General features: G+C 66.7%; 18 protein-coding genes and 2 pseudogenes. 12 read left to right on the top strand and 8 right to left on the bottom strand.

The genetic code is table 11. From position 1 onward, the window contains the following. Positions 1 to 125 precede the first annotated feature (125 nt). From ACILR9_RS26525 to cydB, 3 genes are all read left to right on the top strand, one after another. On the top strand, positions 126 to 1,499 hold the full coding sequence (locus ACILR9_RS26525; RefSeq protein ID WP_395712984.1) for a PLP-dependent aminotransferase family protein: 1,374 nt from the start codon (positions 126 to 128) through the stop codon (positions 1,497 to 1,499). A 243-nt stretch (positions 1,500 to 1,742) separates the two neighbouring features. Then, positions 1,743 to 3,164: a cytochrome ubiquinol oxidase subunit I gene (locus tag ACILR9_RS26520; RefSeq protein ID WP_395712983.1), complete on the top strand. Its 1,422-nt coding sequence runs from the start codon at positions 1,743 to 1,745 to the stop codon at positions 3,162 to 3,164. Continuing rightward, positions 3,164 to 4,171 carry a cytochrome d ubiquinol oxidase subunit II gene (gene cydB, locus ACILR9_RS26515; protein WP_395713030.1) on the top strand — a complete coding sequence of 336 codons (1,008 nt, stop codon included), beginning with the start codon at positions 3,164 to 3,166 and terminating at the stop codon, positions 4,169 to 4,171. Before ACILR9_RS26520 ends, cydB begins: the two co-directional genes overlap by 1 nt. A 333-nt stretch (positions 4,172 to 4,504) precedes the next feature. Here the strand turns inward: cydB and dmeF are convergent, their stop codons facing one another. Both dmeF and ACILR9_RS26505 read right to left on the bottom strand, forming a co-directional pair. Next, a complete protein-coding gene (dmeF, locus tag ACILR9_RS26510) occupies positions 4,505 to 5,464 on the bottom strand; it encodes a CDF family Co(II)/Ni(II) efflux transporter DmeF (RefSeq protein ID WP_395712982.1) in 960 nt (319 codons plus the stop codon). Positions 5,465 to 5,571: 107 nt separating this feature from the next. Beyond that, entirely contained in the window at positions 5,572 to 5,925 is a 354-nt protein-coding gene (locus ACILR9_RS26505; protein ID WP_395712981.1) for an MliC family protein, read from the bottom strand. A 146-nt stretch (positions 5,926 to 6,071) separates the two neighbouring features. Here ACILR9_RS26505 and ACILR9_RS26500 point away from each other — a divergent pair, with 146 nt between their 5' ends. Genes ACILR9_RS26500 through ACILR9_RS26485 form a run of 4 tightly spaced genes read left to right on the top strand, consistent with a single transcriptional unit; the run spans position 6,072 to position 9,226 of the window. Beyond that, on the top strand, positions 6,072 to 6,866 hold the full coding sequence (locus ACILR9_RS26500; RefSeq protein WP_395712980.1) for an alpha/beta fold hydrolase: 795 nt from the start codon (positions 6,072 to 6,074) through the stop codon (positions 6,864 to 6,866). Positions 6,867 to 6,871: 5 nt separating this feature from the next. Next, positions 6,872 to 8,047, top strand: a complete 1,176-nt coding sequence (locus tag ACILR9_RS26495; RefSeq protein ID WP_395712979.1) for a M20 aminoacylase family protein — start codon at positions 6,872 to 6,874, stop codon at positions 8,045 to 8,047. 28 nt (positions 8,048 to 8,075) lie between these two features. After that, positions 8,076 to 8,615: a hypothetical protein gene (locus ACILR9_RS26490; RefSeq protein WP_395712978.1), complete on the top strand. Its 540-nt coding sequence runs from the start codon at positions 8,076 to 8,078 to the stop codon at positions 8,613 to 8,615. Beyond that, a complete protein-coding gene (locus ACILR9_RS26485; protein ID WP_395712977.1) occupies positions 8,612 to 9,226 on the top strand; it encodes a DsbA family protein in 615 nt (204 codons plus the stop codon). Before ACILR9_RS26490 ends, ACILR9_RS26485 begins: the two co-directional genes overlap by 4 nt. 122 nt (positions 9,227 to 9,348) lie before the next feature. On the opposite strand, the gene ACILR9_RS26480 is transcribed toward ACILR9_RS26485, so the two are convergent. The 3 genes and pseudogenes from ACILR9_RS26480 to ACILR9_RS26470 all read right to left on the bottom strand — a co-directional run bounded on the left by ACILR9_RS26480 (position 9,349) and on the right by ACILR9_RS26470 (position 10,667). After that, positions 9,349 to 9,741 carry an HPF/RaiA family ribosome-associated protein gene (locus ACILR9_RS26480; protein ID WP_395712976.1) on the bottom strand — a complete coding sequence of 131 codons (393 nt, stop codon included), beginning with the start codon at positions 9,739 to 9,741 and terminating at the stop codon, positions 9,349 to 9,351. A 281-nt stretch (positions 9,742 to 10,022) separates the two neighbouring features. Then, positions 10,023 to 10,305, bottom strand: a pseudogene (locus ACILR9_RS26475) (FAD-dependent oxidoreductase); the annotation flags it as partial. Positions 10,306 to 10,403: 98 nt separating this feature from the next. Next, positions 10,404 to 10,667, bottom strand: a complete 264-nt coding sequence (locus ACILR9_RS26470; RefSeq protein ID WP_395712975.1) for a DUF6356 family protein — start codon at positions 10,665 to 10,667, stop codon at positions 10,404 to 10,406. Positions 10,668 to 10,756: 89 nt separating this feature from the next. Here ACILR9_RS26470 and ACILR9_RS26465 point away from each other — a divergent pair, with 89 nt between their 5' ends. After that, positions 10,757 to 11,236 (top strand): Lrp/AsnC family transcriptional regulator, encoded by a 480-nt coding sequence (locus tag ACILR9_RS26465; protein ID WP_395712974.1) that lies wholly within the window; start codon positions 10,757 to 10,759, stop codon positions 11,234 to 11,236. A gap of 220 nt (positions 11,237 to 11,456) precedes the next feature. Continuing rightward, a complete protein-coding gene (locus tag ACILR9_RS26460) occupies positions 11,457 to 12,449 on the top strand; it encodes a hydroxyacid dehydrogenase (protein ID WP_395712973.1) in 993 nt (330 codons plus the stop codon). 47 nt (positions 12,450 to 12,496) lie between these two features. On the opposite strand, the pseudogene ACILR9_RS26455 reads toward ACILR9_RS26460, so the two are convergent. Further along, positions 12,497 to 12,667 (bottom strand): annotated as a pseudogene (locus tag ACILR9_RS26455) (Rdx family protein); the annotation flags it as partial. Positions 12,668 to 12,762: 95 nt separating this feature from the next. On the opposite strand from ACILR9_RS26455, the gene ACILR9_RS26450 reads away from it, so the two are divergent. The 3 genes from ACILR9_RS26450 (at position 12,763) to ACILR9_RS26440 (ending at position 15,985) form a co-directional block, all read left to right on the top strand. Then, positions 12,763 to 13,743 carry an aldo/keto reductase gene (locus tag ACILR9_RS26450; protein ID WP_395712972.1) on the top strand — a complete coding sequence of 327 codons (981 nt, stop codon included), beginning with the start codon at positions 12,763 to 12,765 and terminating at the stop codon, positions 13,741 to 13,743. A gap of 76 nt (positions 13,744 to 13,819) precedes the next feature. Further along, a complete protein-coding gene (locus tag ACILR9_RS26445) occupies positions 13,820 to 14,056 on the top strand; it encodes a glutathione binding-like protein (RefSeq protein ID WP_395712971.1) in 237 nt (78 codons plus the stop codon). A gap of 378 nt (positions 14,057 to 14,434) precedes the next feature. Then, a complete protein-coding gene (locus tag ACILR9_RS26440) occupies positions 14,435 to 15,985 on the top strand; it encodes an ABC transporter substrate-binding protein (RefSeq protein ID WP_395712970.1) in 1,551 nt (516 codons plus the stop codon). A gap of 276 nt (positions 15,986 to 16,261) precedes the next feature. Here ACILR9_RS26440 and ACILR9_RS26435 read toward each other — a convergent pair whose 3' ends face one another. Both ACILR9_RS26435 and ACILR9_RS26430 read right to left on the bottom strand, forming a co-directional pair. Beyond that, positions 16,262 to 18,643 carry a DUF4214 domain-containing protein gene (locus ACILR9_RS26435; RefSeq protein ID WP_395712969.1) on the bottom strand — a complete coding sequence of 794 codons (2,382 nt, stop codon included), beginning with the start codon at positions 18,641 to 18,643 and terminating at the stop codon, positions 16,262 to 16,264. Between the two features lie 560 nt (positions 18,644 to 19,203). Beyond that, a partial coding sequence (locus ACILR9_RS26430) for a hypothetical protein (RefSeq protein ID WP_395712968.1) occupies positions 19,204 to 19,529 on the bottom strand: 326 nt, incomplete at its 5' end.

The following is a 19,529-nucleotide window of genomic DNA, read 5'->3' as shown; positions in this document are numbered from 1 at the left end:
GCACTGATGCCTATGACCCCTCCGTCCGCTTCGCGGACACCTCCCCAGCAAGCTGGGGAGGAAAAATCGTGGGCTTGAACATCGCCTACGTGAACCATACAATCAACCTACAAAAGGGAAATTGTATGGACTGGACCCCTACAATTCAGGATCAGTCGGGACCGCTCTACGAAAGCATCGTCGAGGCCTTGAGCCGCGACATCGCCGCGGGGCGGCTGCATCGCGGGCAGCGCCTGCCGACCCATCGTGCGCTGGCGACGGCGCTGGGCGTCGATCTGACGACGGTGACGCGCGCCTACAATGAGGCGCGCCGCCGCGGGCTGACCGAAGCGCGGGTCGGGCAGGGGACATTCGTCGCCGAGAGCCGGCTGCGCGTCGCCCGCGCCCCGGCCGGCATCGATTTCGACCTGTCGATGAACCTGCCGCCCGAGCCGATCGAGGCCGATCTCGACGGCCGCATCGCGCGCGGCCTCAGCGAGCTGCGGCGCGAGCACGGCTTCTCCGACTTCCTGAGCTACCACCATGCCGGCGGCAGCGAGAACGACCGCGGCACGGCGGCGGACTGGCTGCGCCGCCGCGTGCGCGGCGCAGCCGCCGACCGGCTGATCGTGTCGCCGGGCACGCAGAGCGCCCTGTTGGCGCTGCTGCTGGCGCTGACCCGACCGGGCGACACGGTGCTGACCGACCGGCTGACCTATCCCGGCTTCAAGGCCGCCGCGGCCGCGCTCGGCGTTCGCCTGGCCGGCATCGAGGCCGATCGCGACGGCATGATCCCGGAGGCGCTCGAGGCGGCCTGCCGGCGGCACGCGCCCAAGGCGGTGTACCTGATCCCGACCATCCACAACCCGACCACGCTCACCATCCCCCTGTCGCGCCGCGAGCAGCTCGCCGCGATGATCCGTCGCCACGACCTCGCGCTCGTCGAGGACGACGCCTACGGCAGCCTCGATCCCAGGCAGCAGCCGATCGCGACGCTGATCCCGGAGCGCAGCTATCTCGCTGCCAGCCTCGCCAAGTGCATCGCGCCGGGATTGCGCGTGGCGTTCGTGCTGATGCCGGATCGCGCCGCCGCGGCCGCGGTGACGCATGCGCTGCGCACGGTGTCGCAGATGCCGGTGCCGCTCACCGTTGCGCTGGTGATGCGCTGGCTGGCCGACGGCAGCGCCGATTCGATCGTCGCGGCGATCGCGGCCGAGGCTGCGGCAAGACAGAAGCTGGCGGCCAAGGCGCTTTCGGGACAGAGTTATGCTGCGCACCCGAAGGGTCACCATGTCTGGCTGGCGCTGCCGCCGACTTGGACCCGGGCCGAGTTCGCCGCGCACGTTCAACGACAGGGGCTCGCCGTGGTCACCAGCGACAGCTTTGCCGTCGACGGCAATCCCGAGCACGCGATCCGCGTCGCCCTCGGCGCCGCGCGCAGCCGCGCCGATCTCTCGGCCGCACTCGATCTCCTGACGACGGCGTTGAAATCGCCGGCTTACGCCCAACGTATCGTGTGAGCGTGGAGCCGGCCCGCTGGAGGAGCACGTTCTCATGGTGCCGAAATTGTTACGAGCTCCAGGCAATGTCCTCATCCTGAGGAGGCCGCGCAGCGGCCGTCTCGAAGGATGGGCCACAAATGAACTCGCAGAACAAGCCGGTTGCAGCATCCACCGCGTTGCCCACCCTTCGAGACGCGGCCTTGCGGGCCGCTCCTCAGGGTGAGGTTGGAATGAACGTCAGCGTTTGCGGAGCACGTCACCATGCTCGAATCCCTCGACGCCACCCTGCTGGCCCGCCTGCAGTTCGCCTTCACCGTCTCGTTCCATTTCATCTTCCCGTCGTTCTCGATCGGGCTGGCGAGCTATCTCGCGGTGCTCGAGGGGCTGTGGCTGTGGACCGGACGGCAGGTCTATATCGACCTGTTCCGCTACTGGCTGAAGATCTTCGCGCTGGTTTTCGGCATGGGCGTGGTGTCGGGCATCGTCATGTCCTACCAGTTCGGCACCAACTGGTCGGTGTTCTCCGACAGGGCCGGGCCGGTGATCGGCCCGCTGATGGCCTACGAGGTGCTGACGGCCTTCTTCCTCGAGGCGGGCTTCCTGGGAGTCATGCTGTTCGGCATGAACCGCGTCGGCCGCGGCTTGCATTTTTTCGCCACGCTGGCGGTCGCGGTCGGCACCTTCATCTCGGCCTTCTGGATCCTGTCGGCCAACAGCTGGATGCAGACGCCGGCGGGCTTCGCCACCAATGCAGCCGGCCAGTTCGTGCCGGTCGACTGGCTCGCCATCGTCTTCAACCCGTCCTTCCCCTATCGCCTGGCGCACACCGTGATGGCGGCCTACCTGACGACGGCGCTGGTCGTCGGCGCGGTCGGCGCCTGGCATCTCCTGCGCGAGCGCACCAACGAGGGCGCGCGCACCATGTTCTCGATGGCGATGGGCATGATCACGGTGGTGGCGCCCTTGCAGATCCTGGCCGGCGACCAGCAGGGGCTCAACACGCTCGAGCACCAGCCGGTCAAGATCATGGCCATGGAGGGCCACTTCAAGAGCCACCTCGACGGGGCGCCGCTGGTGCTGTTCGGCTGGCCCGACCAGGCAGCCGGCGAGATGCGCTATGCGATCGAGATCCCCAAGGCCTCGTCGCTGATCCTGAAGCACTCGCTGGATGCGCCGCTCAAGGGGCTCGACACGGTCGACCGCAAGGACTGGCCGCCGGTGGCGATCGTGTTCTGGTCGTTCCGCATCATGGTCGGGCTCGGCCTCCTGATGCTGGCGCTGGCCGGGTTCAGCCTGCTGGCGCGATTCAAGCGCCGGCTGTTCGACTGGAAGCTGCTGCATCGCTACGCGCTGGCGATGGGACCGGCAGGGTTCGTCGCCGTGATCGCCGGCTGGGTGACGACCGAGGTCGGCCGCCAGCCCTTCACGGTGCATGGCCTGCTGCGCACATCGGACTCGGTCTCGCCGTTGCAGGCGCCAGCCGTGGCGGCGTCGCTGGTGGCCTTCATCGCGGTCTACTTCATCGTGTTCGGCGCCGGCGTCTATTACATCCTGCGGCTGATGAGCCATTCGCCGCATCGTGACGAGCCGGGACCCGAGCGCGACCAGCCGGTGCGTGCCGCCGGCATCACGCCGGCGCCGGCCATTGCCGAACCGGTCGCGACGCCGAAGGGAGGGACCTGATCATGCTCACCTTCGACCTGCCGACGATCTGGGCGTTCATCATCGCCTTCGCGATCTTCGCCTATGTCGTGACGGACGGCTTCGATCTCGGCATCGGCATCCTGTTCTCCCGGCTGCCGCCAGGACGCGAGCGCGACAGCGCCATGAACTCGATCGCCCCGGTGTGGGACGGCAACGAGACCTGGCTGGTGCTGGGCGGCGGCGGCCTGCTGGCCGCATTTCCGCTCGCTTATGCCACCATCCTGTCGGCGCTCTATGCGCCGATCGTGGCCATGCTGCTGGCGCTGATCTTCCGCGGCGTCGCCTTCGAGTTCCGCTGGCGCGATCCGCGCCATCGCGCCTTGTGGGACGTCGCGTTCAGCGTCGGCTCGGTGGTCGCTGCCCTGGCGCAGGGCATCACCCTGGGGGCGCTGCTGCAGGGCGTCGCGGTCGACAGCCGCATCTATGTCGGCGGCTGGTTTGACTGGCTGACGCCGTTCAGCGTGCTGGTCGGCGTGAGCCTGGTCTGCGGCTATGCGCTGCTGGGCGCCGCCTGGCTGATCATGAAGAGCGAGGGCAGCCTTCAGGAGCGCTGCTATCGCCTGGCCTTTGGCCTCGGCATCGGCACCATCGTCGCCATCGCCGCAGTGAGCGCGGCGACGCCGTTCCTGAGCGACGTCTACTGGAAGCGCTGGTTCGCCTGGCCGCAGGTGCTGTTCACCGCGCAGGTGCCGCTGCTGGTCGCGATCGCCACCGTGGCGTTCTTCGTGGGCCTGGCGCGCCGCCATCACGTCACGCCCTTCCTGATGGCGCTGGCGGTCTTCACGCTGACCCTGGCCGGCCTCGGCATCAGCCTGTTCCCCTACGTCGTGCCGCCGAAGATCTCGATCTGGGACGCCGCTGCACCCACCGCGAGCCTGATATTCATGCTGCCCGGCGCCCTGGTGATGGTGCCGATCATCATGGCCTACACCGCCTATTCCTACTGGGTGTTCCGCGGCAAGACCGGCCACGAGGGCTACCATTGACCATGGCCAAGCTTGGCATGCCCGGACCGCGACAGTGGCTGTGGTTCGTCGGCCTGTGGGCCGCCGGCGTCGGGGTGACGGCGCTGGTCGGCTACGCGATCAAGCTGTGGCTGCGAGTGTAGGGTGAGCGCGGCATGCGCTGCCGTTGCTTCGCGAGAGCGTCATATTCGGATTGAAGCACCAAAGAGTACCTCACCCTGAGGAGCATCGCGCAGCGATGCGTCTCGAAGGGTGGGCGACAACGTTGCTGCTGCCCACCCTTCGAGACGCGGCTTGGCGGCCGCTCCTCAGGATGAGGTTTTCTTCGGTGTTTCAACCAAAGAAAATCACGCTTTAGTGCGCATCGGGGCACAGGTGGATCTCGATGGTCGAATGGACGATTTCCTCGTGGATCGACAGGCGGCGGCGCATTTCCTCCGGCGAGAGCGCGGCGTCGTGCGTGACGATGGTCAGTGCGCACGAATAGACCGCTTTGCCGACGCGCCAGACATGGAGGTCCGTGACACGGCTCTCGCCGGGAAACTGAGGATCCTCGACGACCTCGCGGATCTCGTTCACGACTGGATGATCCATCTCGCGGTCGAGCAGGACCTTGCCCGTTTCCACGATCAACCCCTTGGCCCAGATCGCCACCAGCGCGGAGCCCGCCAGCCCCATGGCCGGATCGAGCCAGTCCCAGCCGTACAACCAACCCCCGGCCAGCGCGATGATCGCCAGCACCGACGTCGCGGCGTCCGCCATGACGTGCAGATAGGCGGACCTGAGGTTGAGGTCGTGCGTGTGATCGTGACCGTGTGCATGCCCGTGGTCGTGGGCGTGGTCATGGTGGTGACCGTGATGGGCGCCACCCAGGATGAAGGCGCACACGACATTGACGAGCAGCCCCAGGCCGGCGACCACGATGGCCTCGCGATAGCGTATCGGCTCGGGCGCCAGCATCCTGTCGATCGATGCAAAGGCCATGAGCCCGGCGACGCCGAGCAGCAGCACGGCGCTCGCGAAGCCGCCCAGCACTTCGACCTTCCACGTGCCGAAGGCAAAGCGCCGGTCCGTCGCGAGGCGGCGCGCCGCGGCATAGGCCAGCGCCGAGAGCCCGATGGCCAGGGCGTGCGAGCTCATGTGCCAGCCGTCGGCGAGCAGGGCCATCGAGTTGAACCACCAGCCGGCGCCGATCTCGACGATCATCGCGGCGATCGTTATGGCGAACACCAGGCGCGTGCCGCGCTCGGCGCGGCGGCTGGTCGTGTCGAAGACGTGGGCGTGGGTCCAGGTGGAAAGCTGCTCGATGTGCATATGTCGTCCTGGCAGGAACCGGTTCGATCGCAAAGGGCGAGTTCGTCACACCGGCCGCCGGGAAAGGCGATTCCCGCCTCTCCGGTCAGTTCCGCCGCTGCCCTGGGTCAGGTCGTCCTTCGCACCGGGCGGCAGTTGAAGGCGAGGGGACGGTGGCTGGCGTCGCGCAGGCTGGCCAGCTCGTCGCGGCCGATCCATTCGTTGCCGGCGTCGACGTAGCGGAAGCCGTCGCCGGTCGGCTGGTACTCCATGCGCCAGGTGCGGCCGTCGAAGGTCACCGAGGCGCGGTTCTTGGCATAGACCACCGACACTTCCTTGCGGCCGTCGCACAGGTAGGCAATGCCGGCCGGCTTGGGATCGTCCGGCGCCGGGCGCGGAATGGAGAGCGACACGACCTGCTCCTGGGGCTTGCAGGCAGCCGCCGACAGCAGGCTCAAGACGACGATCGACAGGCGCTTCATCGTGCGCTTTCCTCCATTCGTCAAAGCCCATTTCGTTCGGCTGGAACAGCCGAACGGAATGTGCCTGCCGCAACAGTTGATCCCCGGTGCGAGAAAGTTGAGCTAGCTTACGGCGTTCACCGGGCCGGGCAAACCGAGGAGAGGATATGCCGCAATTCAGGCTGCGCGATGGCGCCGAGCTCTACTACGAGACGCACGGCAGCGGACCGCCGCTGTTCCTGGTGGCCGGGCTGGGCGGCGACGGCCGCTTCTGGGACGCCCAGCTGGCGGAGCTGTCGCGCCATTTCACGGTGACCGTGCACGATCATCGCGGCACCGGGCGCAGCACGCTCTCGCGCATCGCCTACAGCGTGGCCCAGATGGCCGACGATGCGCTGCAGCTGATCGAGGGGCTGGGCTACGACAAGGTCCACTGGTGCGGCCATTCGACCGGCGGGGCGATGGGCCAGATCATGGCGATCGAGCACAGCAAGCGCATCGATCGCCTGGTGCTGAGCGCCACCTGGGGCAAGACCGATGCCTATTTCCGTCGCCTGTTCGAGAACCGCTCCCAGGTGCTGCGCGAGCTGGGCCCGCTGGCCTACACACGCTCGAGCGCGCTGGTGCTGCACATGCCGTCCTGGGTGCGCGACCACGATGCCGAGCTGGCGGCGATCGAGGCCAAGGCGCACGAGACGATCCCGATTCCCGAGATCGTGCTGTCGCGCATCGCCGCCATCACGGCGCACGACCAGCGTGACCGGCTGTCGGCGATACGGTCGCCCACGCTGGCGATCTGCGCCCGCGACGACGTCGTGACGCCGCTCTATTTCACCGAGGAGCTGGTCCGGCTGATCCCGGGCGCGCGCGCCCATGTGCTGGAGAACGGCGGCCACTTCTATCCGAACGTGCACGGCGCCGAGTTTCGGCGTGTAATGACCTCTTTCCTGCTGGAGCCCTGAGCCTCATGAAGATCGAACCTGCGATTGCCGCCGCCACCGCCGAGCTGACCGCCATCCGGCGCGACATCCACGCCCATCCCGAGCTCGGCTTCGAGGAGGAGCGGACCTCGCGGATCGTCGCCGGCAAGCTCAAGGAATGGGGTTGCGAGGTGACCACCGGCATCGGCAAGACCGGCGTGGTCGGCACCATCCGCGTCGGCAACAATCCGCGCGCCATAGGCCTGCGCGCCGACATGGACGCCCTGCCGATGGACGAGCACAACACCTTCGACCATCGCAGCCGGCACCAGGGCCGCATGCATGCCTGCGGCCATGACGGCCACACCACCATGCTGCTGGGCGCCGCCAGGTACCTGTCGGCGACCCGCAATTTCGACGGCACGGTGCACTTCATCTTCCAGCCGGCCGAGGAGGGCCGCGGCGGCGCCGAGGCGATGGTCAAGGACGGGCTGTTCGAGAAGTTCCCCTGCGAGGTGATCTTCGGCATGCACAACCGGCCCAAGCTCGATGTCGGCAAGTTCGCCATCCGCTCGGGCCCGCAGATGGCCGGCGGCGGCCTGTTCGACATCAGGATCACCGGCAAGGGCGCGCACGGCGCGCGGCCGGAAAGCGGCATCGACCCGGTGATCATCGCCACCCAGATCATCTCGGCGCTGCAGAGCGTGGTGTCGCGCAACGTGGCCGCGCTCGATTCGGCGGTGATCTCGGTCACCCAGATGCATGCCGGCGACGCCTACAACGTGATCCCGCAGGAGGCGGTGCTGCGCGGCACCATCCGCGCCTTCCGCAAGGAGACGATGGCGCTGGTCAAGGAGCGCATCGAGACGATCTCGACGGGCATCGCGAGCACGCTGGGCGGCCATGCCGAGGCTGACGTGCGCGTGGTCTTCCCGCCGCTGGTCAACAACCGGGACGCTGTGACGTTCATCGCCGACGTCGCGGCCGAGATCGTGGGCGAGGAGAACATGAACCGCGAGGGCCCGTACGTCATGGCCTCCGAGGATTTCTCCTACATGCTGGAGAAGGTGCCCGGCGCCTTCATCAACATCGGCAACGGCGGCGGCGAAGGCGGCTGCGAGGTCCATAACCCGGGCTACGATTTCAACGACGAGATCATCACCCTGGGCGCCACCCTGTGGTCGCGCGTCGTCGAACGCCGGCTGGCCCGCGACCAGAGATGACGCCTGGATCAGCCTCGAAGGACAGGCGTTGAGCACGGAGCCGTCACCGGCGCCGGGCCTGAGGCACTGGCTGCTGCGGGATCTTCCCTACGCGGCCATGCTGGCCCTGGCGCTGGGCGGCGTCGTGCTCACGGCCTTCCACGGCCGGATCACTTACTACTACTGGATGGCGCTGGCGCCCATCTATGGGCTGATCAGCGTCACGTCGGGCTGGAGCAGGCTCGCAACGCGCGGCGAGCGCCTGCAGCTGATCGCGACGCAGGCGCTGCATTGGCTGGCCTTTGTCGCGGCGATGTGGCTGATGTTCCTGCCGCAGGTGCGCGGCATCGAGAACGACAACGCCACCAGCCTCACCCTGCTGATCCTGCTGGCGCTCGGCACGGTCGTCGCCGGCATCCATGCCAGGGCGTGGCGCGTCGGCGCGGTCGGCTGCGTTCTCGCGCTGCTGGTGCCGGCGGTCGCGTGGGTCCAGGACTCGGCCGCCTTGCTGACGATCGGGGTGGTGCTGGCGGCCGTGGTCGGCGCCGCCTTCTGGTGGATGTGGCGTCGCGAAAGCGCACGCCTGTGAACCCAGAGGTCACGCTGTGGAGCGACTATGTCAGCCCCTATGCCTTCGTCGCCAAGGCGGGGGCCTATGCGCTCGAGGCCGACTACGAGATCGCCCTGCTGTGGCGGCCCTACACGCTCGACATCGCCTCCTACATGGGCTCGGTGGACGCGCGCGATCCGCATCATTGGCGGCGGGTGCGCTACAGCTACATGGATGCCCGCCGGCTCGCCAACAAGCAGGGGCTGACGCTCAGGGGCCCGAAGAAGATCTACACCGCCCGGCCCGCCAATGCCGGCATGCTCTATGCCCAGAGGCACGGCGTGTTCCGTGCCTACAACGATCTCGCGTTCGATCGCTTCTGGCGCCGCGAGCTCGATCCCGAAAGCGTCGAGGCCGTGGCGGCGCTGATGGCCGAGATCGGCGCGCCGGATGGCTTCACATCCTTCCTCGCCGGCGACGGCGGCACCGAGCACGATCGCCTGCGCAGCGCTGCGGAAGCATCCGGCGTGTTCGGCGTGCCGACCTTCGTCTTCGACGGCGAGCTGTTCTGGGGCGGCGACCGCCTCGGCCTGCTGCGCGAGCGGCTCGACGAGAAGGGCGTGCGCCGACGCTCTTTTCTGTCGTCCTGAGCGCAGCGACCTCATCGCCGTTTGCACAGGTGTGCTTTGCAACTTCTGGCGATGAGATCCTTCGCGGCGCTCAGGATGACACCAAAGGCGGGCGTCCCTTCTATATTTACTTCGGCACGTCGCTAGCCGGACTTCTCCGGTGGCTGGTCGAGGTTGCGGTCGACGCGCTTGTGAAGCGACTTCACGTCGTGCCGCATGACCTTGGCGCGATCCTTCAGGCGGCGGCTGGCGCGCCGGAAAGCGTCGTTGACGGCGAACTGAGGGCCGGAAAAGCGCTCGTCGAGCCCGGGTGTGCGGTCGATGTCGACCGTCATGCCGCCGGGCATCTTGATGTGCACGGACACCTCGTAGAGCCCCCCGTTGCGATGATTGCCATCGGGCAGGCTGAAGACGACGTGGCATGCCGTCATGCGGCCGAAGAACTGCTCGAGATGCTCGGCCTGCTCCTCGATCAGTCGACGGATGGCCTCGCTGGAGGGCGTGTTCTGGAATGTGATCCTGAGCGGCGTATGCATGATCCCTCCTTCGTTGTGCCCGTCATTCGCGAACGCGAGGCGCAGGGACCAGGTTGCAGACGCGACCGTGCCCCTGCCTGTGCCGGCAAGCCTTGGTCCGCGAAATTCGCTTGCAGCATAGCACGCCAGCCGGCGCGTGCCGAGGAGGGGCAGCGACCCTAGCCGGCCTCCCGCTCCATCGACAGCTCACGCTCGAGGGACGCGAGGTCGCGGTAGATCGAGGCAACGGCCAGGACGCGGCCGCTCCGGCGGTATTCCACGAGACAGTCGCGCTTCTGGATGCTGCCGTCGATGAAGCTCTCCTTGGACAGGTTGGGCCGGTCGACCGGCTCCGCCGCATCGTCGCTCAGCAGGGTGACGGTGCCGGCGAACCCCTCGCGCCGCAGCATCTCGGCCGCGGCGAAGCCCGCCGCGCCGCCACCCACGATCACGATCCTCCGAGCCTGTCAGCACCAGCAGAACGTCGTCATCTCCGACATGACCGACGAGCTTGCCGTCGGCGAAATCGGCAAGCCGCACGCCTTGCGTCAGATCAGGCCCGCTGGGCCTCTTGTCCTCGCTCATCACGGCTATCGCAGGCAGGCAGTCGGCCGCTGGCGGCCGGGATCTGCGATTGGCGTCGTCCGGAAAGCGCGAGCGGCTCCATCAGCTCGAGTATTGCGCTAGTCGCCGGCCGCCACGGCGCTGGTGTCGGGGGCGGCGCGATCCTGAACCGCCGGACGCACCACGCGATGGCTCACCATGCGATGGTGCAGCGTCCGGATCGTGTCGCTGCCGCGGGTCAGGCACAACCACGGGAAGACGCCGTGCACGAAGCAGGCGAGGCTGCCCAGCAGCATGCGACCGCCAAAGCCGAAGGCCATGCCCATGTGCTGCAGGTAGGTCTCGTTGACCGAGGCGGGATGATCGGTGAAGCGGTGGAGCATGGGCAAAGCGTACTGGTTGGCGGCAAAAACGGCTTGCTACTTTTGCGCCAAATCGCGCTAGGCTGAGAAAATCATTCCAAGGGACGGGCATGGCCGAGAAAATTCACCTTGATTCGTTCGACAAGAAGATCCTCGATTGCCTGCAGGACGATGCCAGCATGGCGCTGGCCGAGCTCGCCCGCCGGGTCGGCCTGTCGACCACGCCGTGCTGGCGGCGGATCAACCGCCTGCAGGACGCCGGCATCATCCGCACCAGGGTGGCGCTGCTCGACCGCAAGGCGATGAATGCCGGCGTCACGGTGTTCGTGGCGGTGCGCACCGCCCAGCACAATGCCCAGTGGCTCGGCCGCTTCGCCAAGGCGGTGGCGTCGTTCCCCGAAGTCATGGACTGCTACCGCATGAGCGGCGAGATCGATTACCTTATCCGCCTGGCGCTGCCCGACATCGAGGCCTACGACGCCTTCTACAAACGCCTGATCGCCAAGATCGAGCTCAGCGACGTCACCTCCATGTTCGCCATGGAGGAGATCAAGTCGACCACGCGGCTGCCGCTTCACTATCTGCCCTGACGATGTGCTGGGGGCGCGCCACTTCGGTGGCGCGTCGTCGTCGACGATGCGGAAGAGGCGCCACTGACGTGGCGCGCCGCCGGCCATGAATGCCTTTCGACGCACCGGCGGGACGGCCGCGGTCCGCAAGAGCACGAGCGCCGCGAAACCACCGCTAGCGCCGGCCGGTTCAGCGCCCTAGGATCGCCGCCGTTCGCAAGCAGTGACTGCAGGGGAAACGATGACCACGGGTAATTCCGGCAAGAACCGCAAGAAGGTGCTGATCGTCGGCCGCATGCCGCAGGCCGGAATCGACGTGCTGAAGACGCGCGACGACGTCGACTACGAGATCCTGGCCGACGATTCGGTGCCCTCGCTGCATCCCAAGCTCAAGGACGCCAATGCCGTCACCCTGGGCGCCACGCCGTTCCGCCAGGCCGAGCTCGATGCCGCGCCGGGCATGATGGTGGTGGCGCGGCTCGGCGTCGGCTTCGATGCCGTCGAGATCCCGGCGCTGAACAAGCGCAAGATCCCGCTGATGACCACCGGCATCGCCAACTCGGTGTCGGTCGCCGAGCACGCCATGTACATGCTGCTCGCCTCGGCGCGGCTGGTGAGGAAGATGGACCGTTTCGTGCGCGACGACAGCTGGGGCCAGCGCCTCTCCGACCTGCCGGCCGATCTCTTCGGCAAGTCGATCCTGGTGGTCGGCATGGGCCGCATCGGCTCGCGCACGGTGAAGCGCAGCGTCGCCTTCGAGATGGATGTCTTCGTGATCGATCCCGGCATCTCCGCTGCCGAGATCGAGAAGGCCGGCGCCAAGAAGGTGGCCGACCTCAAGGCGATTCTGCCCAAGGTCGATTTCGTGTCGATCCACTGCCCGAAGTCGCCCGAGACCGTCGACATGTTCAACGCCGAGACGCTGGCGCTGATGAAGCCGGATGCCTTCCTGGTGAACACCGCGCGCGGCGGCATCGTCAACGAGGCGGCGCTCTACGCCGCGCTCGCCACCGGCAAGCTGCGCGGCGCCGGCCTCGACGTGCTCGACCGCGAGCCGCCCGATCCGTCCAACAAGCTGTTCGGCCTGGAGAACGTGATCTTCAGCCCGCACATGGCCGGCGTCACCAAGGAGGCGAGCGATCGCATGGCGCAGACCGCGATCGAGAACATCCTGAGCGTGTTCGACGGCCGCACCAATGCCGCCAACGTCGTCAACAAGGAAGTGCTGGGGTAGGCGTTCGTGTTCCTTCCCAACTTCGTTGGGGAGGAGAGTGAAAGGAGCTACCCCGGCGCCAGGTCGTCGATCTCGTCGTCGGTCGGAAAACGGCCGGTCTTGCTGCGCGTGTATTCGAGCGTGCCGTCGACGGTGACGTCGAACTGGCCGGACTTGCCGACCTTCAACTCAATGTCGGCGGCGCCGAGCTTGTGGAGGCGATCCCTCACCCGGAGGGCCTGCGGCTTGTAACCTCAAGCGCCGCAGTATTCGATCAGGACTTTCATGGGCCAAAGGTGGGAGCATATGCTCGCGCCAGCAAGGGGGAATCTTCATGAAGTACGGACCGCTCGGCCGCTCGGGCCTGATCGTCAGCCGCATCTGTCTCGGCGGCAACTCGTGGGGAGCCAAGGGCAACCGCGGCTGGGGCAAGTTCGACGAGGTCGAGGCGCCGGCCTATTTCAAGCGCGCGCTCGACGTCGGCATCACCTTCTTCGACACCGCGGATGCCTACAATGCCGGCCGCTCGGAGGAGATCATGGGCGCCACGCTCATGAAGATGACCAAGCGCGAGAATCTCGTGCTGTCGACCAAGGTCGGCATCCGCATGAGCAAGGCCGAGAACGACGTCGGCACCGGGCGCAAGCATCTGATGGCCGCGATCGACGAGCAGCTCAAGCGCCTGCAGACCGACTATATCGACGTCTACCAGGTCCATCGCCTCGACCCGCACACGCCGATGGAAGAGACCATGTACACGCTCGACCAGATCGTGCGCTCGGGCAAGGTGCGCTACATCGGCGGCTCGACCATGCCGGCCTACAAGTTCGCCCAGATGATCATGCTGGCCGACTGGAAGGGCTATGCGCGGCCGATAGCGATGCAGAATCTCTACAATCTCATCCAGCGCGAGGAGGAGAGCGAGATGAACCGCCTGTGCCACGAGCAGGGCGTCGGCCTGATCCCGTACTCGCCGCTGGCGCGCGGCTTCCTCGCCGGCAACCGCAGCCGCGACGGCGGCGGCGCCACCGAGCGCTCGAGGAACGACGCGCAGGTGCGCGCCGGCACCTATCGCGACGGCGACTGGGAGATCGTCGAGCGGGTCAAGAAGGTCGCTCTGGCCAAGAACGCCTCGCCCGCCCAGACGGCATTGGCCTGGCTGCTCAGCAAGCCCTACATGGGCGCGCCCATCATCGGCGCCACCGATCTCGACCAGCTGAGCTCGGCCGCGAAGGCGACGGAGGTCGCGCTCACCGCCGACGAGTGCAAGCTGCTCGAGGAGCCCTATCAGCTGCGCGTGTCGCCGGTGAACTGAGCGCGGCTGATCCAGTGGCCAGCGGCTCGTCCTCTTGGCTTCCAGGAAGCGTTGCCCGACATCGCTGCTTCCATTCGTGAGCAGCACACTGTCGGCGACTATCGAAAGCTCGGGCAGAGACAAGCCCTATCTCGATGGCGACCGCTTCACGGCAGGTGACCTGATGATGGCGACCGTGCTGCGCATCCTCGGCCACACCGACATCGTCGCCGGCGACAGGCGCCTTGCCGCCTACGTCCGACGCTGCACCGCGCGGCCTGCCTTCAAGCGCGCCTTCGACGCCCAGATTGGAGATTTCAGGCAGGCGGCTTGAGCCTCCGTTATGGCGGCGTCCTTCATCGCCGGGAGCGCGCCACAGATCTTGTTTCCCTCCCTGCGCGAAGCGCGGGGAGGTGCCCCGTCATACGGGGCGGAGGGGTCAAGAGCCTCAGTCGAAGCGTTCGTTCGTTTCAGGCCGCACGTGTGTTGCTCATGACCCCTCCGCCCCCTGCGGGGGCACCTCCCCAACGCAAGCGTTGGGGAGGAAAATGAGATGACCCTTCGTTTCGTCTGGCAGACAGAATCTCCGTCTCCTCCCGCTCGTCGCCATCGACCGAGCGCCCTTTCGTGCCATGCTGATGGCCTGAAAGAAGAACCAGGGACGGAGGAAACAGTGATAAGCGAGAATGGTCGTATTGCGTGTCTTGCGTTGATGCTGGGCCTGCTCGTCGCGGGTCCGGCAGCGGCGCAGAAGAGCGGCGGCGTGCTCAGGATCCAGCACATGGACAGCCCGCCCAGCGCCTCGATCCACGAGGAGGCGACGGTGTCGGTCGCGGTGCCCTTCATGTCGCTCTACAACAACCTGGTGATGTTCGACCAGCACGTGCCGAGGAACAGCCTGGACTCGATCGTGCCCGACCTCGCGGCGAGCTGGGCCTGGCAGGAAGGCGGCACCAGGCTGGTGTTCAAGACGCGCGACGGCGTGCGCTGGCACGACGGCAAGCCGTTCACGGCCAAGGACGTGGCCTGCACCTTCGAGCTGCTGCTGAGCGGCGAGAACAAGCTCCGGCGCAATCCGCGCGCGACCTGGTGGACCAACGTCGAGAAGGTCACCGCCGACAGCGATTCCCAGGCCACCTTCCACCTGAAGGCGCCGCAGCCCTCGCTGCTGGCGCTGCTCGCCTCGGGCTATACGCCGATCTATCCCTGCCACATTCCGCCCGACCAGATGCGCCGCCGGCCGGTCGGCACCGGACCCTTCAAGCTTGCCGAGTTCAAGATGAACGAAGGCATCAAGCTCACGAGGAACGAGGACTATTGGAAGAAGGGCCTGCCCTATCTCGACCGCATCGAGTTCACCATCATCCCCGACCGCTCGACGCGCATGCTGTCCTTCATCGCCGGCAAGTTCGACATGACCTTCCCGACCGATGTCACGGTGCCGTTGCTGAAGAACATCCGCGCCGAGGCGCCCAAGGCGCAATGCACCATGCGCGAGAGCGGCGTCAGCGTTAACCTGATCGTCAACCAGGATGCGCCGCCGTTCGACAATCCCGGGATCCGGCGCGCGCTCGCGCTCACCCTGGACCGGCAATCCTTCATCGACATCCTGAGCGAGGGCGAGAACAAGATGGCGGGCATCATGCTGCCGCCGCCCGACGGTGCCTGGGGCATGACGCCCGAGATGCTGAAGGACCTGCCCGGCTACGGCGACGTCGGCAAGGCGCGCGAGGAGGCGCGGGCGCTCATGAAGGAGGCAGGCTACGGTCCTGACAAGCGGCTCAAGATCAAGGTCAGCACCCGCAACATCGCGACCTTCAAGGACCCGGCGGTGATCCTGATCGATCAGCTGAAGCACGTCTTCGTCGACGGCGAGCTCGAGATCATCGACACCGCGGTCTACTACAACCGCGTCTTCAAGAAGGACTACGTCGTCGCCCTGAACCTCAGCGGCATCGCGGTCGACGATCCCGACGTCGCCTTCTTCGAGAGCTACGGCTGCGGCTCGCTGCGCAACTACAACGGCTACTGCAATGCCGACATGACCAGGCGGTTCGAGGCCCAGTCGCGCGAGCCCGATCCCAAGAAGCGCCAGCAGATGGTGTGGCAGACCGACCACATGCTGCAGGCCGAGATCGCGCGCCCGATCATCTTCTACGGCCGCGCCGCGGGCTGCTGGCAGCCGCAGGTCAGGAACATCACCCTGCACGTCAACAGCATCTACAACAACTGGCGCTTCGAGGACGTCTGGGTGGAGCGGTAGCGTGTTGGGCTGTCCTCCCCAACGCTTGCGTTGGGGAGGTGCCCCCGCAGGGGGCGGAGGGGTCATGAGCAACACACGTATGGATCGGGACAGTGTCGTCGAAACGATCTACGAAGCCCTGAACGGAAAGGACAGGGACGGACGCTTCGACTGGGGCTCATGACCCCTCCGCCCCGTATGACGGGGCACCTCCCCGCGCTTCGCGCAGGGAGGGCAGCATGATGTGATCCGTTCGCCGCGAACGGCGCTCGAATCAACGCCGTCCGCTGCTGCCGATCACGCGTGATTGGCGATCAGGACCTCGGCGTTGCGGATGCCGACCAGCAGGCTCTGCGGATCGGCGGTCACGCCGTCGAGCAGCGCCGTCGCCGCCGCGATGTCGCTGGCGCCGGCCCACTCGATCCCGTGGGCTTCCTGCTCGCCGACGTAGGCGATGCTCACCGCCACCTTGCTCATCAGCGTGGTGATGTCCTTGGCGGCCGCCGTGTCCTGCGCCCCGCTGATGATGTTGATCAGCACCTGGCCCACCGACTGGCCGGCCTGCACCGCCTGCTTGACCTGCCCGGTCCAATAGGCCGATCCGCCCGCGTCGGGGGTGCGGTCGAACAGGTTGTTGTAGACGCTGCCGAGGAAGGCGCCGATCTGCGCGTCGCTCGCGCCGGCCGGGTTGGCCAGGAACGGGTAGAGCGCCGTGGCCTCGGCGCTGGCGGCGAACGAGTGGGCGATGTTGGCGAACACGGCCGCGGGGCCCTGGGTCGGCAGGTTGTGGTTGAACTCGTCGACCCAGAACTCGAAACCCGCCGCATCGGCGGCGCGGCCGAAGAACGCCGCATAGGTCGAGGCGACCTGCTCCTCGGCGGTGAGGGCGAGCAGGTTCAAGGTCGTCGTGGTCGGGCCGGCGATGACGGGAACGACGTGGATCGTCGCCTCGCCCCGGTCGGCCGCTCCGTACTCGCCAAAAGCGGCGTAGCTGAAGGTATCGACGCCGAAGAAGCCGGCGCCCGGCGTATAGGTGACCGCGCCATCCAGACCGAGCCCCAGCAGGCCCTTCAAAGCCCCCGACAGCAGCGCTACCGCGCCGGGCGCCTCGGATACGTCGTTGCTCATGACGCCGAGCGGCGCGCCGGCCGTCAGCGACTGGCCCTGCAGGACCACGAAGGCATCGTTATGGGCATTCAGGGCGTTCGGGAAGGTGGCTGTCCAGGCTCCCGCCAGGGTGCCCTGGCCGCCCGGCCCCGGCGTCGCGACGAGCTCGTGGACCGGGAAGATGAAGTCGGGATACCCGCCGCGGGAATCATAGAAGATGCTGGTGGTCCCGGTGTGGGCGTTCTGGAGCAGCGAGCCGTACTGGTAGAGGCCGACGAACTTGCCTGCGGCCGGCTCGTCGGTGAACTCGAAATAGTTGTAGCCGATCAGGTTGGTCGTGCTGTGCGCCGTGTCGGCATTGTGCAGGGCAAGATAGCTTTCGATGGTCTTGGCTTCGTTGACCGCGGACAAGGCCTGGTCGGCCGGCGTGGGCCAAATCGGATTGCCATCGCCGTCGACGGCGTTGCGGTTGGTGTTGAACACCTCCATCAACATCAGCGGTACGTTGGCGGCGCCGGCACCCGGCCACGGCGTGGCGGCCTCGTCGTAGAGGATGAGCGTGTCCTTGATCCCGTTTCCGAAAGGTGACGTCGTCGAGGCCTGTCCGATGTTGAAGCTGTTGTAGTAGTAGCTGGCGTAGGTCGGATCGGCGGCGGCGAGGCCGGTCACGGCGTTCGCGAAGGTCTGGCCGGGAGGATTGTAGTTGTTGACGTTCCAGCCAACGGGAGCGTGCTGTCCGGCTTCTACCCCCGAGATCACCCAGTTCATCCAGCTCCCCCACTTGCCGGGATGGGTGGGGTCGGTCGGTGTGGCGCCTTGGTCGCCATTGGCGAAGGTGGCCGTGATCGGCACGATGTCGCCGCTCGGGCCGTTGACGCCGCCCGCGCCGTTGATCTTCTCGTGCAGGTTCTTGATCCACCAGATCGTGCGCGCCAGGAAGTCGGAGGCATTGGTGTTGGGCGGGCCTGGGTCCGCGGGATTGTGGTAGACGCCGCCCTCGCCGAGATCACCCTCGTTGCCGACGGCGATCTGGACGTTGGTGAAGATCTTGCCGGTCGTGGGATCGGTGATGCTGGCGATGAACTGATTGAGGTCGCTCTGGATGTCGCTGGTCGCCGAGCCGAACGAATAACTGGCGTTGGGCGTCGTGTTGTTCCAGGCAAACGCGTCGTTGGTCAGGAAGTAGTCGGACACCGGCACGACGACCGTGATGCCGAGGGTCTTGGCGTAGGTCAGGAAGTTGACGTGATCGAGCCCGGAGAAGTTGGGCGCCTGCGAGGGATCGGTGCCGCGGGCGATGCCCCAGTTGTAGAGCCGCACCAGGTTGAAGCCCTCGCTGGCGATCGTCCCCAGGTCATCGCGGTAGACGCCGTTCTGGATCGGCGCGCTGGCGTCGCCCGTTGGCGGCGTCTGGAACCCCTTGCCCCACAGCGAGGCGAAGGCGTCATTGAACATGTCGGAATCGAACGTCTGCAATCTGGTTTCGGGCGCGCCGCTCGGGCCCTGGGTCCACCCCGGCCAGGTCGGATTGTAGTCGACGCCACGAAAGACTTTTCCAGTGTACCAAGCCATGGTTGTCCCCTCGTGCCAGCTCCCCGATGTCACGTATTTATCACGGGACGGCCGATCGAGTCCCGCCTTTAGCGACTGACGGGAAATCCCTTTGGAGGGTGCGCGCGAAGATTCGAATCGTGTTCGACCTCGCGTCCTTCATCTCGCCGGCGGTCTGCCGAATTACCGGATGGTGACCAGCTCCGAAGTTTCGAGGATGACCGATGTCGATATGAAATCAATCCATACTGGCCGATAGTATATCCATATTGAGAAAGGTCGCCGGCGGAGCACGCCATGGGCCGCGAGCGCGCCGCTTCAGGCGGAGATTGCTCCGACTGAAATGGCGCGCTCCCGGCGGAAGAGCTTGTTTCTTGTCAGGGGTGCGCTCCCAGCGCATGACCCCCTCCGTCGGCGTCGGCTTTTGGCCGCGTAGCGGCAAAAAGCCTGCAGATGCCGACACCTCCCCAGCGAAGCTGGGGAGACAACCGGCCCGCCCGCCCGGCGCGCACCACGATGCCGTGAAAATAGGGGCGGTGCCCGCCCCTATTTTCGTAGGAGGAATGATCACCGCGTCGAGATCACGCGTGATTGGCGATCAGGACCTCGGCGTTGCGGATGCCGACCAGCAGGCTCTGCGGATCGGTCGTCACGCCATCGAGCAGCGCCGTCGCCACCGCGATGTCGCTGGCGCCGGCCCATTCGATCCCGTGCTCCACCTGCTCGCCGACGTAGGCGATGCTCACCGCCACCTTGCTCATCAGCGCGGTGATGTCCTTGGCGGCCGCCGTGTCCTGCGCCCCGCTGATGATGTTGATCAGCACCTGGCCCACCGACTGGCCGGCCTGCAGCACCTGCTTGATCTGCCCGGTCCAATAGGCCGATCCGGCCGCGTCGGGGGTGCGGT

Source organism: Reyranella sp., assembly GCF_044224635.1.
Lineage (GTDB): Bacteria > Pseudomonadota > Alphaproteobacteria > Reyranellales > Reyranellaceae > Reyranella.
The sequence above is the reverse complement of the archived record's forward strand: the minus strand, read 5'-3'. Positions and strand labels throughout refer to the sequence as shown.